Source organism: Actinocorallia sp. B10E7 (assembly GCF_039871655.1).
Taxonomy (GTDB): Bacteria; Actinomycetota; Actinomycetes; order Streptosporangiales; family Streptosporangiaceae; genus Actinocorallia.
The window spans coordinates 754,380-769,580 of record NZ_JBDPLZ010000002.1 but is presented as its reverse complement, the minus strand read 5'-3'; the positions used below and the strand labels follow the sequence as shown (position 1 = coordinate 769,580).

Genomic DNA, 15,201 nt, shown 5'->3' with positions numbered 1-15,201 from the left:
GCGGGCCCGAGCCGTCGCGTGGGGCCCGTCGTCAGCGGACCTTGCGGAAGAACGCTCGGACGTCGTCGACGAGCAGGTCGGGGGCCTCCATGGCGGCGAAGTGGCCGCCGCGGTCGAACTCCGACCAGTGGATGACGTTGTGCTCGCGTTCGGCGACGCGCCGGATCCCGCCGTCGCCGGGGAAGACCGCGACGCCGTGCGGGATCTCCGAGCGTTCGACCGGCCTCCCCCACTGCGCCGAGCCTTCCTTGTAGAGGCGGGCCGACGAGGCGGCGGTGCGGGTCAGCCAGTAGATCGACACGTCGGTGAGCATCTGGTCGCGGTCGACCGCGTCCTCGGGCAGGTCGTGGGCGGGGTCGGTCCACTCCTTGAACTTCTCCGCGATCCAGGCCAGCTGGGCGGCGGGAGAGTCGTGCAGGCCGAAGGCGACGGTCTGCGGCCGGGTGGCCTGGATGATCGCGTAGCCGGAGCGGTCGTCGTCGGCGTAGAGCTGCATGCGGGCCTGCTCGGCCTCGGTGAGACCCTCCATCTCGGCCGGGTCGAAGGTCGGGAAGCCGAGCGCGCCGTTGACGTGCACGCCGGCCACGTGGCCGGGGGCGGCGCGGCCGAGTTCGGGAGAGATGACCGAGCCGCTGTCGCCGCCCTGGGCGCCGTAGCGCTCGTAGCCGAGGCGGCTCATCAGCTCGGCCCACGCGCGGGCGACCCGGTGCAGGTCCCAGCCGGTCTCGCGGGTCGGGCCGGAGAAACCGAAGCCGGGGATGGACGGCACGACGAGGTGGAAGGCGTCGGCGGGGTCGCCGCCGTGGGCGCGGGGGTCGGTGAGCGGGCCGATGACCTTCAGGAACTCGGCGACCGAGCCGGGCCAGCCGTGGGTGAGGATCAGCGGCATCGCGTCCGGCTCGGGCGACCGCACGTGCAGGAAGTGGATGTTCTGGCCGTCGATCTCGGTGGTGAACTGCGGGTACTCGTTGAGCGCCGCCTCGTGCTTCCGCCAGTCGTATCCGGTGCGCCAGTACTCGGCCAGCCGCCGCACGTACGAGACCGGGATGCCGTACGACCAGCCGACGCCGGGCAGCTCGTCGGGCCAGAGGGCGCGCTCCAGCCGGTCGTGCAGGTCGTCGAGCGCGGACTGCGGGATGTCGATGCGGAAAGGACGGATCTCAGTGGTGGACGTCATGCGGAACACGTTAGGAACGAGCTAGGTCAGGACCGGTCCTAAGAAGTGGGGCATTCTGGAGAGCGTGTTGGAGACATCGGCCCGGCTGCTCAGACTGCTCTCGCTTCTGCAGACCCACCGGGAGTGGTCGGGCGTGGAACTGGCGGAGCGGCTCGGCGTGACCGCGCGGACCGTCCGTCGTGACGTCGGACGGCTGCGTGAGCTCGGCTATCCCGTACACGCCACCGCGGGCGCGCCCGGCTACCGGCTCGGCGCGGGCACGGACCTGCCGCCGCTCCTGCTGGACGACGACGAGGCGGTCGCGGTCGCGGTGGGGCTGCGGACGGCGGCCGGAGGTTCGGTGTCGGGGATCGAGGAGACCTCCGTGCGGGCTCTGGCCAAACTGGAACGGGTGCTGCCGTCCAGGCTCCGGCACCGCGTGCACGCGCTGCAGTCGATGACCGTGCCGCTGGGCCATGCGGGTTCGACGGTCGACCCGGCGTCCCTGACCGCGATCGCCGCCGCCTGCCGCGACCATGAGACCCTGCGTTTCGACTACCGGACGCACGACGCCCGAGAGGGCGTCCGCACCGCCGAACCCCATCGGCTCGTCCACTCGGGATGGCACTGGTACCTGCTCGGCTGGGACACCGACCGGGCCGGCTGGCGCACCTACCGCGTCGACCGCCTGGCTCTGCGAACCCCGAACGGCCCGCGGTTCGTCCCCCGCGACCCGCCTGACCCCGACCTGGCGGCCTACATGTCCCGGTCGATCTCCAGCGCGCCCTACCGGTACCGGGCCCATTTCACGATGCACGCCCCCGCCGAGTCCGTCGCCGAACGCATGCCGCCCACGGTGGCGACGATCGAGCCGATCGACGAGCGGTCCTGCACGTTGTCCACCGGCGCGAACGACCTCGACGAACTCGCCCTCTGGGTCGCCCTGACGGGCATCGGCTTCGAAGTCCACGACCCGCCCGAACTCATCGCCCGCATCCGCGCCCTCGCCGCCCGCCTCACCGCCGCCGTCCCCGCCTGACGCCCGCCCCGTTTCGAGGACGGTCATCGCGGGCGCGGCAAGAAGACGGCGTGGACCCATTTGCCGTCGGCGGTGCGGGTCACTCCGCAGTCGGCCGCGAGGGCCGCGACGAGTGGCAGGCCCCACCCTCCGAACGCGTGGTCCTCGGGGAGCGCGTCGATGTCCTCGATGGTGAGTTCGGGCCGCCGCGCGGTCGGCATGCCACGACACGTGTCCCAGGCACCGACCCATACCGCTCCGGTGGCCGGGTCGAGACGGGCCCGGAAGGCGATCTCGGTGTCGGGGGCGGCGTCGCAGGCGTTGCTGACGAGTTCGACGGCGGCGAGCAGCACGTCCTCGGCCAGGTCCGCCGGAACGCGCCAGGACGCGAACCGCAGACGCAGCAGGGAGCGGACGGTCGCCGGGACGTCGGGGGCGGGCCGCGTGGTGAGGTTCAGTTCGATCCCTGCGGCGCTCCGCCGGATTCCGGCCAATGCCGCTTTCTCGTTCTTCGCCATTTCCTGTGACATCGTTCCCCCGTTCCTGCGTTCTCGAAGAATGCGCGAGCGGGACGATCCTGAAGACCCCGGCGGCCGTCGACCAGGCGGGCATGAGAACCGCTTATACGCGATGCTGACAGATATCCGGTCGTCCTTTAGCCTCGGCCCCATGGAGTTCAGGGAACTACCCGAAGCCACCAAAGCGATCATGAAGGAGCGCGGGTGGACCCAGGCCCAGCTGGGCGACGCCTGGGGACGCACCCAGGCGTGGGTGTCCACGGTGGCGGGCGGGAAACAAGATATCGGATTCAACCGCCTTTCCCGACTACTCGGGCGGGTAGGTTACGAAATAGTCATAAGACGCAAAACCAATGAGGCTGAAGTGAAACGACGCGCGTTCCTCACCAGCGTGGCCACCGTGACCCTCGTCCCCAGCGCCGACGGCAACCCCTACCGCGACCCGGATTATGTGCAGCTCATCGCCGACAGGGTCAACAAATCCCTCTACGGATCAGGAGGCCTCACCGCTTTCCAGGACGCCGACCGGCACCTTCGCCGCGTCCGGAACGCCGTCACCGGCAGCAAGGACACCCGGCTCCTCAAAACGGCGTCGTCACTGGCCCGCCAGGTCTCCCTCGTCCAGTACGACGCCCGCCGCCTCCCCCAGGCCCAGGAAGCGGGCAAGCTCGCCGTGGCGTTCGCCCACGCAAGCCAGGATCACGACGGTCAGGTCAGTGCGCTCAACGAGCTCTCGATGTTCTACGCCTATCAGGGCGATGGCCAGCGCGGGGAGTGGTACGCCCGGCAGGCCCTGACAGTCCCGGAGATCTCCTCAGAGCAGGAGTCACAGGCATCCGCGCGACTCGGAAGGTCGCTAGGGCTGCTTGGAGAAAAGCGGCACTCGTCGGTGTCCCTGGATCGGGCACGGGAAGTCGGAACCGACCTATCCGATTTCCAGCGCGCGGATCTCATGGGAGCCGTGGGCGTCGCGTTCTACGACCAAGGCTCATGGAAGGCCGCACAAGACGCGCTCCACGAAGCAGTGGAGCTCATCTCCCCTCTGTCCCCCCTGCTCGGAGCCAACTACCTGGCCCGCCAGGTACAGGCCGCCTTCCGTTCATCCGAGCCGCTCCTCGCCGCAGACCTCATGGACACTCTGTCGCGTATCGCCCCGCTGGTCTCCTCAGCCCGGTTGGACGGCTACCTCACCGAGATCATGGCCCTCTCCACCCCATGGCGCGACGTGCCGGAAATCAAGGACATGCGCCAACAGCTTCACACCCTGCTGGTGTGACCGGCCATCGGATTCAAGCGAGCTTGTCCGCCATGTCCTCCGCTTGCTTCAGCACGCGCTCGATCGCCGCGGGCTGTTTGTCCGGCGGGTAGCCGTACTTGCGCAGCGACTGGAGCGCCCGCGCCATGATCCGGCCCCGAGCCTGCTCCTTGACCTTCCAGAGGAACCGGATCGTCCGGTGACACGCCGACAGGTCGCCGCCTGATCGAAGAACATCCCGTTCAAACGAGATCGCTATTCTTCCGGCCATGTACGAAGAGATCCCGGAGGAGCACTGCCTGACGCTCGTTCGCGGCATCTCCGCACCGGAGTTCCTCACCCGGATCGGTGCCGAGCCCGGCGAGACCGGCGTCTGCTGGGAGGACCTGCTGCCGGAGCTGTGGCCTCAGGAGGAGACCGACGAGAACATCGCGGTCGCCGAGCTCGACGGCTGGATCCTAGGGTTCGAGTGCATCGGGTCCCTCGGGGTGAACCCCTCGGTCTACGGCCCCCTGTCCGCCGGAACAGAGCTGGTCTCCCACTTCCAGAACGTCAACCACGTCGCCGACTTCGTCTGGGTCCAAGACGGTGTCCGCCGACTCGGTTTCGACCCCGTCCACCTCCGCGTGAGCCGCGGAGAGCCCCTCCCGGTCTTCGAGGAGCTGAAACGGATCGGCTTCCATATCGACGACGCCGACGACGAGGTGCCGTTCAGCCTCGCCGAGCACCTGACCGGCATCGACGTCACAGCGGAACTCCTGACCACTTTGGACTTCCATATCGGCACCGTTCGTTGACGGAACCTCCGCCGACGTCGCCAAGAACCCCCTGCCGGCTACCCGCAGCAACGCAAGTGCGGACGACTACGGATGAGACACAAGGTGGTCACGACCGTGTGGGGTGTTGTAAATCGAACTTGGACTCAAGGGGTCAATGCACCACCAATAATGATCTTGGTTATTGCGGGAAGTGCGGTGGTGGATCAGGGGCCGATGTCGATCCTGTCGATGATCTTCCATCTGTCGGTGGGGAATTCCCGGCCGAGGATGTAGCCATCGATGGTGTGGCCGTCGGGCCTGGTGATCGGTTCTCGCTGTTCGAGGTCGAATTCGAGGTCGATGCTCACCACTTCCCGGTAGCCGTCGCGGGCGGGGGCTGGGGCCGGGATATGGATCCGGAGGTCGGAGACCTCCCGCCAGTTGCAGAACGGGCTGTCCGGGTAGGCGCCCTCCTGGCGGAGGAAAGCGGGAGAGGTGATGCGTCCGGCGGTCTTCCTGTCGTCGTTCACCACGGCGTCCAGGTAGGCCCGCACCGTCTCCTGCGGCGGCGCGCTCACGGCAGGCAGATCCGCCTCCCCGTGGAGCCAGGGACAGCCGAACTCCTGCTTGACCGTCAGCTCCACCACTGCGGTGCCGGCCAGGATCAGCGCCGGTACCACCAGCCAGATCGTCCGATGGGCCCGCCTGAATGCCAGCACGAAGACCGCCACCGTGGCTCCGGCGAACAGCGCCACGGCCACTGCCAGGTACACGAGCCCGCTGCTGAGCGTCGCACGCTGATACAGCACTGCCCCGCTGGCGAGCACGGCCAGTCCGGTCACGGCCCGCACGGCCTTCCTCGATGCCACCACCGCACTCTAGAGATCATCCGGACATGCCGTGGCGCGAACCGCCCCAAAACGATGACTGCCGACGCAGCGCCGGACTCTCGGGCAACCGAGTGCGAGAACCGATCGATTCTCAACACTCCCCGCAGGGGAGGGCAGCCAGGGGCCTGACCGCGAAGTGTCGGCGCTGCCCGCCACAATGCCGTGATGATCAATGTGAGCGCGGCCGATTACGCCTGGGCAGAGGATGAGGACTACAACGAGATCCCTCAGGAGTACTGCCTGACCCTGGTACAGGGCCTGTCCCCTTGGGAGTTCCTGCACCGGATCGGCGCCGAGGCCGGTCCGGCGGTCACCGGCATCAGGGCCTTGGCCGAGAGGACGTGGCCCAGGGAGGACTCCGGGATGTGCATCGGGGTGAGCGAGATCAACGGGTGGGCACTCGGTGTTGAGATCAACGGCTTCCTCGGAGTGCGGGAGGAGATCAACGTGCCGTTGTCGGCCGGTACCCGCCTGGTCTCCCACTTCCGCAATGTCAACGCCGTCTCCGACTTCGTCTGGCGTGAGGACGGCGACCTGCGCCTGGGCTTTGACCCCCTGTTCGCCGGTACCCGCTATGGCAGCGCCCCTGATGCCCTCCTGGAGGTGATGGCGGCCATCGGCTTCACCATCACCGACCGCGACGAGGACGCCGAGGACTTCGGAGCCGTCATCGACGGCGCCTATGCCTTGGCCGAACACCTGACCGGCATCCGCATCACCCCCGGCTTCCTGACGACCGCCACCTACCAGTGCGGGATCGTCCACCGCTGACAGCGGACGTCGAAAACCAATCGATTAATAGACACTCCAGCAGGGTGTCATCGCCGCAACCAGCAAAGATCGCAAGCAGCCTCCATGCCAGTTACCGCGATCAAGAATGTCGTGGTCGTGCTATTGAATGTCCGAGTGACCGCTACCGACCTTGCCGGAAGCCTCCCCTCCATCGCCGCAGTCCGGCGCCTGAGCCAGTCGTACGCCGTCCTGGACGCCATCTTGAGCGCCAACGGATACGTCTGTTACGCCTTCGACCGGCGATGGGGGCCGGAGGAGGAGCTCGCCTCCATGACCAACGGCAGCGGGGACGAATACTCGATCGTCTTCGCTCGCGGCGGTGCCTTCATCCGGGGATTCGACCACGAATCGCTGATGAGTCCCTACGGCGATGACGGCTACGACACGTGGCCGGGGCTCATCGATTCGGTCCCTCAGGAGTTCGCCGCCTACGTGACCGAGCCCTCCTTCTGCGACGACGTCGGCTTGGACCACCCGATTCTTGCGGCCACGGTGTGCCTGTGGCGCAGCCGGGACGACACGGCTTGGCAGACCGGCACCATTGAATATCCCGAGGTCCGGGATCCTGATGGCGCGATGTGGCTGTTCGACCTTCTGGCCGCCCGAACACCCGAGGCCTACTGCGCGTACGCCTCGGACTACTTCGGTCGGACGGTTGATCCAGCAGACGTCGTGAGCGTCTTCGACCATCAAAAGCTCACGCCCGACCTCGTCCGCCGCCTCAACCCCGAGATCGGCCTGGCGGATCTGGCAGCGCCACTCGACACCATCGGTTACGGGTGTTGAGGATCGTTCTCATCCCGACGCCCTGTAAGGAGAGCGTGCGCCGGGTCTCCGAGAGATGGATGTTGATGTACCGGGTGAGGATCAGCGGATCTTGGGGGTCATCGGCCTGGAAGCTGACGCGGCGGAGCAGGCTGACATCGTCGAGCGCGATGCCCTCGCGGGCGAGGACGAAAATGAGGGCGAGGAACGCGACGCGGGCGGTTTCTATGGTGCCGTCGAAGGCGCGGATGTCTTCTACCGCGCCGTCACGGGACGGGGTCACCGGGTCTCCCCACCGTCGTCCGAGACGTCTTGCCATGGCACGGAATCGCGTACCGCGAGCCAGCGCTCCAGGTGGTCCGATGTGAGCCCGCAGGGGCCGGGCTCGAGGAAACGGGTGGTGTCGTCCCGTGGCAGGGACAGGGCGAGCCGTTCGGCGACGTCGTCGACCAGCACCGTTTCCGGGCTGGTCCAGCTGTGGAATCGCCCACCGATCGCTTCGGCGACCAGCGCCTGTGCGACATCGGCTGCCACGTTCCGGTCTTGGGTGGTGATCGAGTGCTGCGGGCAGCACCAACTGCCGACCGGACCGCCAATGGATTTCCCTGATCAACGGTACGAACGGGCTGTCCGCCGGCTGAAGCACGTCGAGTCGGACCCGCGATTCATCTCGGCGGTCCCAGGCCCGACACGGTGACGGAGTGGAGTGACGCCGCCAGGGGCTCGGAACCGCCTGGCGGCGTGGAACCGGGGGTGGGTCAGGAGGCCGGGGTGAGGGAGGATCTGAGGCGGGGCATCAGGTCGATCAGGTCCTGGTACCAGCAGCCGGGCTCGTGGCCGCCGCCCTGGCAGTAGGGGCCCCAGGTGGCGCCGTTGCCGTAGTTCTCGTAGTGGACGGGGATGCCGAGGGAGTCGAGCTTGGTCTTCATGTGAGCGGACGCGCTCTCCAGCCACCACTCGCGGATGTCGTAGTTCCCCCCGTCACCGTTGCCGATGTAGATGTGGATGCCCATGCCGCGGAGTTTCTCTGCGTTGGCGACCGGGTCGGCCTCGTTCCAGCGCCAGTCGGCGTTGAACACCGGGTAGGGGCTGCCGAAGAGAGCGTCGCTGTCCACCCCGGGAGCGTAGGAGTCGTCGTCGCAGTCGATCGTCCCGGAGCTGGAGCCGCACAGCGCGCCGCTCACGTTGGTGAGCGAGGCGACGACGGCCAGGCGCAGCGTCATCTGGTTGGCGCCGAGCTCCAGGTCGCCGGACAGGGAGCCGACCTGGCTGAACAGGCCGGGGTGCCGCTGGGCGTAGCGGAAGGCGCCGAAGCCGCCCATCGAGACGCCGGCGATGGCGCGGGCCTGCTTGGTGGCGATGGTGCGCAGGTTGGCGTCGATGAACGGGATCACCTGCTGGATGTGGAAGTTCTCCCAGTTCGCGGCCCCGGCGGGGGTGTTCTGGTCGAGCCAGTTGGCGTACCAGCCGCGGTTGCCGCCGTCCGGCACGACGGTGATCATGCCGGGTGCCCCCGCAAGCACGTCGTTGCCGTAGAAGGACGCGGACGGGTCGTCCGGCGAGCCGTGCAGGAAGTACAGAACGGGGTAGCGCTTGGTCGGGTTGCCTGCGTAATCGCTCGGCAGGATGATCCGGATGTTCTGCTGGCCGGCCACCTGGGCGGACGTCACCGTGATCACGAAGTTGTTGTCGGTGTTGGTCGGAGCCGTGCTGGCGGCGCTCGTGACCTGGGTCAGCCCGAATCCGTCGGTCAGCGTCGGCCGCGCCGCGGCCGCCTGGCCGGCGGGGAGGTGCGCCAGCAGGACGGCCGCGGCCAGCACGCTCAGGGCGCGTTTGAGGGCACGTGGCACGGTCAGGCTCCCGGGGTGACGGCCTGGGCGGCGTTGAAGGCGGCCTGCTCCTGGTTGCCGAAGTTCGTCCCGGCCGTGTAGGGGCTGGGGGCGCGGCTCTCGAGTTCGGCGATCAGGTCGAGTCCGCCGTTGACGTCCTTGGCGAAGTGCGAGGTGACGCCGACCAGGGTGCCCTCACCGGTGGCAGGGTTGAAGTCCTTGAACCACGGGCCGCCGCTGCAGCCGGGGCTTTGCTGGATGGTCATCAGGTCGCTGTTGGTGTCGGAGAACCACTCGCGGTTGATCCAGCTGGGGCCCTGGGAGTAGAAGAGAGAGCGCCCGTCGTAGATGCGCTGCTTAGAAGCGGGGATGTTGTTCCTGTTCGGGGAGCCGTTGATGACCGCCACTCCGGTGCTGGAGAAATTGGGACCGCTGTAGCTCTTGTAGTTGACGGACGGGTAGCCGAAGCTCGTGCGCGGCGTCTTGCGGGCCACGTTGAAGCCGATCGGCTGGCCGCCGCCCACGACCTCCTCGATCGGACGGGCATCGGTCGGGCTGTCGACGACCATCGCGATCATGTCATTGTTGTTGAGGAAGTTGGCCTGGCCCGCCCAGCCCTCGGTCAGCCAGTAGCGGGTCACCGCCCACACCCCGTAGGGGGCGACGTCGGAGCCGATCTCCGGGCCGCTGCTCAGGTCGGTGCCCGGAGCGACCCGCGGCAGGTTCTCGCCGCGGAAGCCCGGGATGAACAGCGCGTTCGCGGCGGCTATGTTCACGTTCAGGCCGTTGAGTCCCCAGTTGAGGCGCAGGCAGTGGGCGGCGGTGACCACGACGCTCTGGTTCTGGCTCTGGACCACTGTGGCCGTGCAGGGCGCGAGGATGTCGTTACCAGGCGCGCCCTCGGCGTTCTGCATCCGCAGCACCAGCTTGCCCGTCGTCCGGGTGATCTTCCCGTCGCCGGTCCAGGGTCGGGCGGAGTCGTCCCATCCGGCCGCCGGGGCGACTCCCTCGGCTCCGTCGGGGTTGAGCGAGGCCGCCGCCAGGCGGTTCAGGTTCCAGAACCCGGCCTTCTGCTCGAGCGCGGTCTGGTAACCGGCGCCGCCGGGAACGAGGGTGTAGCCGACGGGCCCGGCCGCGTGCGCGGGCGGGGCGGCGACCACCGCTAGGGTGGCCGCCGCAGCCGTCAAAGCCGCCACCAGGGACATCCGCCGGGGGGTGGATCGGTGTCGCCTCATGACCATTCCTTTAATAGACGTCAGTGTATTTGTGACGGTAGCAGGCGATCTTCGAGCATCGAAAGGCGCGGGAGCAGGAGGACAAACTCGGCAGAATCACCCCTGGTCACGAGGCCGCCGGACGGCCGACAGCGAGTTCGACTTGCCGCCGGTCGGGACTCCGGCCCGGCAACCGGAGAGGTCTCGGCGATGACGTTCAGCCCCGATGGCAAGACCCTGACCATCGGCCACAGCGACAACGCGGTGCGGCGATCCCCCAGATTCCGGCCAATGCCGCTTTCTCACTTCTGCCTGCTGACGAGCGCGCGAACCTGACCGGGAACGTGGGCGTCGCCCTCTATGAGCAAGGCGACTGGAAGGCGGCGCAGGACACGCTGCACGAGGCGGTGGAATTCCTTCTCCCCACCTCCCCCCTGGCTCGGAGCCAACCTCCTCACCCGCCAGGTGCAGGTCGCCTTCCGCTCGTCCGAGCCGCTCCTCGCCGCAGAACGCATGGACACTCTGTCTCGCATCGCCCCGCTGGTCTCCTCGGCCCGGCTGGACGGCCATCTCGTCGAGATCATGGCCCTCTCGAACCCGTGGCGCGACGTACCGGAGGTCAAGGACATGCGCGGACGGCTGCACACCCTGCTGGTGTGACCGGGCATCGGATTCAAGCGAGCTTGTCCGCCATGTCCTCCGCTTGCCTCAGCACACGCTCGATCACCGCACGCGCCCTTCCCTGCGCCACGACGCCCTCCTGCATCAGAGCGTTGCAACGACCAGTTGAATCCGACCAACACACCGATTTCAAGTTGGCCGAACACCTCCGGACCGCTGGGGTCGCCGCCTCCACCAATACCCGCCGAACCCTGCAGATCGCCTTCTCAAGGTGAGGACAGGCGGGGATGGAGGGCGGCCGCCTCGCGGGCGGCCTTGGCGCGGGCGTGGTTCCATAGGGGATACGACAAGACGGCCACGGCGAGCATGACGGCGGTCATCTTCAGCAGGGTGGCCCAGGGGGAGGACTCGGCGGTCGACCAAGCGAGGTAGAGCCAGACCGTGAGCATGGGCGGGAAGGTCGCGAGCCATGCGGCGGGGCGGTTCTGCAAGAGTTCGCCGCCGTCGAGGAGCGGGGCGGGGATCAGCGCCAGCATCCCGGTCTCCAGGACGGTGACCGTCAAAGTCTTGAGGGCCAGGTCGTAGGAGTCGGAGGCGACCATCCAAACACCGCAGCAGATCAGGGCGACGAGGAACGTCGTCCAGGCGGCACAGACGATCGCCTGGAGTTTGCGCTCCTGCGTGGCCTGGCCGCGCCACTCGGCGATCGTGAAGTAGCCGATGAGCCCGAAGACATAGCCGGGATTCAGTCTCAGCAGGTAGGAGACCACGGACATGACGCAGGCGACGGCGAGGCCCGTCCAGAGCGTCCGGTACTTGCCGAACGGCCCGATGAGGTCGCGAGTCTCGACCAGGTGCCCGACCCCCGCATAGGTCAGGACGGTGAGCGTCACCGCGCCGGCGAAGGCGGCCAGGAGCACCGCGAACCCATGCGCCGACAGTGCGCCAGACGGTGTGCGCGCGTCCGCATTGGCGAAGGCCTGCACGGTGGCGGCGAAAGCGACACCTCCGAGGAAATGAACCCAGGGATGGCGAGGCTCCTCGGTCTTGCGCCTCTCGTTGAGTTTCTCCAGCGCCTTGTTGAAGAACTCGGCCGGGAACCCGAGCAGAGGGAAGCGGTGCTTGCGGGGGATGAGCTGGTCGCGCAGTGCCAGCGCCCGAGCCGTCAGAAACGCCAGCGTGACGATGACGGCGGCGCTCACGGCTCCCGCAAGGCCGCGCAGATCGACCTCCAGTGCTCGGGTCCCGGCAGCCGGGACCGCCGGGAGGCCACTCGTCCCGGACTCGTCGGGCGGTGTGGTCTCATCGGGACGCAGCACCGTCAGCCGAGCGGACCGGACGACGTCCGCAGACGCCACGAGCCGGACGGGCCGTCCGCTGAGCGCCGTCACCTGTGTGACACATGTCAGCCGTACGGTGTGCGCGCCCGGCGACGTCTTCTTCGGAACTGTGAAGACCGGTCCTGGCCGCAGCGTCAGCGGGGCCCCGTCGAGGGTGGCGGCATACTCATCGCATGCGGGGAAACCCGAGAGAACGAGCCGGACGGTGCCGCCGGGCCGGGCGGCAGTGGGCGACAGGGTCAGCGTCGGCGTCTCCTGCGGCCCGGTCGGTGGTCCGCCGGTCTTCGAGGTGTCGATCACGAACGGGATCTGCTCGCTGGTGAAGTCGGCGTCCAACGCGCATTCGACCGAGACGGTGCTCGGGCCGGGCGTGCCGGGCACCTGTGCGGTCACCTGCCCGGACGCGCCGGACAGGGTGAAGAGTTGACCGGAGCCGCCGAAGACGATGCGGATCTGCCCGCCGGCACCGGCAGGCGCGCCGGTGTCATTGAAGTCGCACCTGATGCCGGACACGTCGAACACCGTCGTGGCGCCCGCCTCAGCGCGCCCAGTGGCGCTCGCGATCGTCATCGGCTCTGGAGCGGTGATCGTGAACGTCGAGACCACCGTGAGGGGCGCCCAGCCTGCCGGGCAGCTCGCTATGAACTCGACCTGCCCGGCCGCCCCTTCCGGGATCGTCACGGACGAGGCCGTGAGCTCCTGGACCGGGCCGCCCGGCAGTCGCCAGCTCAACTGCGGTGCGGGCGCCCCACTCCCATCCCTTGTGCCCTCGCCGGCGAAGGCGCATGTCTCGTAGTCCGTCGAGATCTCCACGACCGTGCCCGGGGGGCCCGAAGGCGGATTGACCAGCACCGCATCGCGCCGCGCCTCCACTGATGCCGGTGCCGCCGCCGAGGCCGGTGCCCCAAGGGCGCACCAGCCTCCGATGAGAGCCAGCAGCACGAACCAAGGCAAGACACGCATGGCCACCCCCAGGAAGGTCCCTGAGAAGTCTAAATCTCACGCTGTTCTAAATGAATAACCAATGGGTGAGGGTCTTGCCCCCGATTAGGCGGTTGACCCCTTCGGTCCGGCCATTGTGGTGGGGCAGGGCAACGACCGAGATCATTATTGATGGTGCATTGATCCCTTGAGCCCAGGACCCGATGTGCAACACCCGGATCGTCCGCGAGTCGCCTCCAGTGCACGCCGAGGTCAGGATCGCCACACCTGCCGGGGAGGGGCCGGGCCCGCTTGATCGCAGAATGCATTTGCGGGCCACGGAGCCGGGCGGCCACTTGGGGTCAACTCCGTCCGACTTCTCGTGGGTGATGCCCCATGAGGCCATACTCGAGCCGGGGAAAGAGAAAGTAGATCACACATCAGGAAAAGGCCCATCATGAGGGAGCGCGGGGGAAAGTCTCATTGGTGGAAAGCCCTTTCTTGGCGGGGTAGGCGCGGTGAACAGGACAGGCCCTATCCCGAACTCGTGGAGGCGATCGCGGCGCATGAGCGACTGCTGGGCGACATGGTCGCGGCCGCGGCGGCGCAGCGGGCCGTTCTGCAGGCTCTTTACCAGGCAGCGGGCCTGGACGAAGGGAAGGGCGAGGGGTCGATCGCACCGTTGGCGCCGGCCGGTGGAGGCAGCGGCTCCGTCGAGATCCAGGCGGACCTCGAAGCACGGCTTTTCGGGCCTTTCGAGGCTGAGTGCCGAGGGAGGACCTTGGCGCCGTGGTCTTCACGGCGGGCCGCCTCACTACTGAAGTTCCTTCTGTTGCACTATGGGCGACCCGTCCGGCGCGAGGTGCTGATGGAGGCGTTCTGGCCCGGGTCGAGTCCGAAGTCGGCGCGCAACAATCTGAACGTCACCGTATATCAACTCCGACAGAAACTGCGGGCGCACCATCCCGATCGAACGCATATCGTTTACAGAAACGGGTCCTATCACATCGATCCGGAGTTTTGCTGCCGGATCGATGTCAATGACTACAATCAGTCGGTCGCGCGAGGCCACCAGGCGATCGACCGCGGAGACAGGGTCGCGGCGATCAAGAGTTTTCACGAGGCGAGAAAGCTGTATGCGGGCCCGCTCCTGGAAGGCGACACCAGCGGCGACTGGTACATGGAGACCCAACGCCGGTTCCACATCGAGCACTGTGCCGTCCTCGAACGTTTCTGCGTCCTGCTGCTCGAACACGGTGATGTGGGTGAGGCCGTCTCGGTCGGGAGCGAACTCCTCGGGACGGACCCGTGCCGGGAGACCGCACACCAGCTACTGATGCGCGCTTACGCGGCGCTCGACCAGCCTCATCTCATCGTGCAGCAGTTCAGGCGGTGCGAGATCACGTTGCGTCGCGAGCTGTCCGTCGAACTGTCGGAGACCACCGTGCAGCTGTACCGGACGCTGATCAACGGCCGCTGACGGAGATCGCAGACTCGGATTAAGCGAACGAACAGCGCTGCCGGAGCGTATTAATCGCCGGCTTACCGCCGGATACACCGCTGTTTGCGCGGGGCGGCGGACGATCGACTCGCACCGTGACCAGCCGGAACCCCGGCGAACCCAGTAAGGAGCGCGACCATGACCATGCCCTCGGCCTGCTGGCGGGATGACGACCTGGCCGGATACACGGAGGTCAATCCGCCGACCGCGATGCTGCAGTTCCGCTGGTCCTCAGCGGTCCTGGACCTGAGCGGCGTCCCCTCGCCGAAGATCATCCGGGTCGGCGACCCGTTCGACGTCCGGTTCCGCATCGAGTTCCTGGGCCTGGCCTGGCAGTGCATGGGCGGCGACCTGGTGTTCGACATCCGTTTCGAAGAGCTGGGCGGCCCCAACGACTTCAAGCTCTCCAGCCGGCTCCCGGCCGACGCGCTCACCGTGAAGAACTGGAAGGGCTGCGACCAGCTCTGCGTCGAGCACCAGTACCGCGTCCCCGCGAACACCATCGAGGACGGGGTGTACGAGCTCACATCCACCTTCCGCCTGTACTGCTGCGGAAAGCCGGGCCCGTTCGTCGGCTTCCAGCCCAAAGGGCAGTACCAGTGGTACGGGTGAGCTGACCGATC

General features: G+C 67.6%; 17 protein-coding genes. 8 read left to right on the top strand and 9 right to left on the bottom strand.

Annotation, left to right across the window (positions count from 1 at the left end):
- Positions 1–31: 31 nt before the first annotated feature.
- Positions 32–1,177: an epoxide hydrolase family protein gene (locus ABGB12_RS08730; RefSeq protein WP_347675763.1), complete on the bottom strand. Its 1,146-nt coding sequence runs from the start codon at positions 1,175–1,177 to the stop codon at positions 32–34.
- A gap of 64 nt (positions 1,178–1,241) precedes the next feature.
- On the opposite strand from ABGB12_RS08730, the gene ABGB12_RS08725 reads away from it, so the two are divergent.
- Positions 1,242–2,195: a transcriptional regulator gene (locus ABGB12_RS08725; protein WP_347675762.1), complete on the top strand. Its 954-nt coding sequence runs from the start codon at positions 1,242–1,244 to the stop codon at positions 2,193–2,195.
- A gap of 23 nt (positions 2,196–2,218) precedes the next feature.
- Here the strand turns inward: ABGB12_RS08725 and ABGB12_RS08720 are convergent, their stop codons facing one another.
- Entirely contained in the window at positions 2,219–2,704 is a 486-nt protein-coding gene (locus ABGB12_RS08720) for an ATP-binding protein (RefSeq protein WP_347675761.1), read from the bottom strand.
- Positions 2,705–2,843: 139 nt separating this feature from the next.
- On the opposite strand from ABGB12_RS08720, the gene ABGB12_RS08715 reads away from it, so the two are divergent.
- Entirely contained in the window at positions 2,844–3,968 is a 1,125-nt protein-coding gene (locus tag ABGB12_RS08715; protein WP_347675760.1) for a hypothetical protein, read from the top strand.
- A 13-nt stretch (positions 3,969–3,981) separates the two neighbouring features.
- On the opposite strand, the gene ABGB12_RS08710 is transcribed toward ABGB12_RS08715, so the two are convergent.
- Positions 3,982–4,218 (bottom strand): type I restriction enzyme endonuclease domain-containing protein, encoded by a 237-nt coding sequence (locus tag ABGB12_RS08710; protein WP_347675759.1) that lies wholly within the window; start codon positions 4,216–4,218, stop codon positions 3,982–3,984.
- On the opposite strand from ABGB12_RS08710, the gene ABGB12_RS08705 reads away from it, so the two are divergent.
- Positions 4,217–4,744, top strand: a complete 528-nt coding sequence (locus tag ABGB12_RS08705; RefSeq protein WP_347675758.1) for a DUF6461 domain-containing protein — start codon at positions 4,217–4,219, stop codon at positions 4,742–4,744. The genes ABGB12_RS08710 and ABGB12_RS08705 overlap by 2 nt on opposite strands.
- Before the next feature lie 185 nt (positions 4,745–4,929).
- Here the strand turns inward: ABGB12_RS08705 and ABGB12_RS08700 are convergent, their stop codons facing one another.
- Positions 4,930–5,574 carry a hypothetical protein gene (locus ABGB12_RS08700; protein ID WP_347675757.1) on the bottom strand — a complete coding sequence of 215 codons (645 nt, stop codon included), beginning with the start codon at positions 5,572–5,574 and terminating at the stop codon, positions 4,930–4,932.
- 186 nt (positions 5,575–5,760) lie between these two features.
- On the opposite strand from ABGB12_RS08700, the gene ABGB12_RS08695 reads away from it, so the two are divergent.
- A complete protein-coding gene (locus ABGB12_RS08695; RefSeq protein WP_347675756.1) occupies positions 5,761–6,366 on the top strand; it encodes a DUF6461 domain-containing protein in 606 nt (201 codons plus the stop codon).
- An 84-nt stretch (positions 6,367–6,450) separates the two neighbouring features.
- Complete coding sequence (locus tag ABGB12_RS08690; protein ID WP_347675755.1) at positions 6,451–7,173, top strand: hypothetical protein; 723 nt, start codon at positions 6,451–6,453, stop codon at positions 7,171–7,173.
- Here the strand turns inward: ABGB12_RS08690 and ABGB12_RS08685 are convergent.
- The 4 genes from ABGB12_RS08685 to ABGB12_RS08670 form a co-directional block, all read right to left on the bottom strand.
- Positions 7,109–7,435: a hypothetical protein gene (locus ABGB12_RS08685; RefSeq protein WP_347675754.1), complete on the bottom strand. Its 327-nt coding sequence runs from the start codon at positions 7,433–7,435 to the stop codon at positions 7,109–7,111. The genes ABGB12_RS08690 and ABGB12_RS08685 overlap by 65 nt on opposite strands.
- Positions 7,432–7,686, bottom strand: coding sequence for a hypothetical protein (locus ABGB12_RS08680; protein ID WP_347675753.1), 255 nt, complete (start codon positions 7,684–7,686; stop codon positions 7,432–7,434). The genes ABGB12_RS08685 and ABGB12_RS08680 overlap by 4 nt, the downstream gene beginning before the upstream one ends.
- A 224-nt stretch (positions 7,687–7,910) precedes the next feature.
- The gene (locus ABGB12_RS08675) at positions 7,911–9,002 is read right to left on the bottom strand and encodes an alpha/beta hydrolase-fold protein (RefSeq protein WP_347675752.1); all 1,092 of its coding nucleotides are present in this window, start codon (positions 9,000–9,002) and stop codon (positions 7,911–7,913) included.
- A gap of 2 nt (positions 9,003–9,004) precedes the next feature.
- On the bottom strand, positions 9,005–10,216 hold the full coding sequence (locus ABGB12_RS08670) for a hypothetical protein (RefSeq protein ID WP_347675751.1): 1,212 nt from the start codon (positions 10,214–10,216) through the stop codon (positions 9,005–9,007).
- 492 nt (positions 10,217–10,708) lie between these two features.
- Between ABGB12_RS08670 and ABGB12_RS08665 the strand changes: the two genes are divergently transcribed.
- Entirely contained in the window at positions 10,709–10,855 is a 147-nt protein-coding gene (locus tag ABGB12_RS08665) for a hypothetical protein (RefSeq protein WP_347675750.1), read from the top strand.
- Between the two features lie 227 nt (positions 10,856–11,082).
- On the opposite strand, the gene ABGB12_RS08660 is transcribed toward ABGB12_RS08665, so the two are convergent.
- Positions 11,083–13,119, bottom strand: a complete 2,037-nt coding sequence (locus ABGB12_RS08660) for a hypothetical protein (RefSeq protein WP_347675749.1) — start codon at positions 13,117–13,119, stop codon at positions 11,083–11,085.
- Positions 13,120–13,624: 505 nt separating this feature from the next.
- Here ABGB12_RS08660 and ABGB12_RS08655 point away from each other — a divergent pair.
- Entirely contained in the window at positions 13,625–14,557 is a 933-nt protein-coding gene (locus ABGB12_RS08655) for a BTAD domain-containing putative transcriptional regulator (protein WP_347675748.1), read from the top strand.
- Positions 14,558–14,716: 159 nt separating this feature from the next.
- The gene (locus tag ABGB12_RS08650; RefSeq protein WP_347675747.1) at positions 14,717–15,190 is read left to right on the top strand and encodes a hypothetical protein; all 474 of its coding nucleotides are present in this window, start codon (positions 14,717–14,719) and stop codon (positions 15,188–15,190) included.
- Positions 15,191–15,201: the final 11 nt, after the last annotated feature.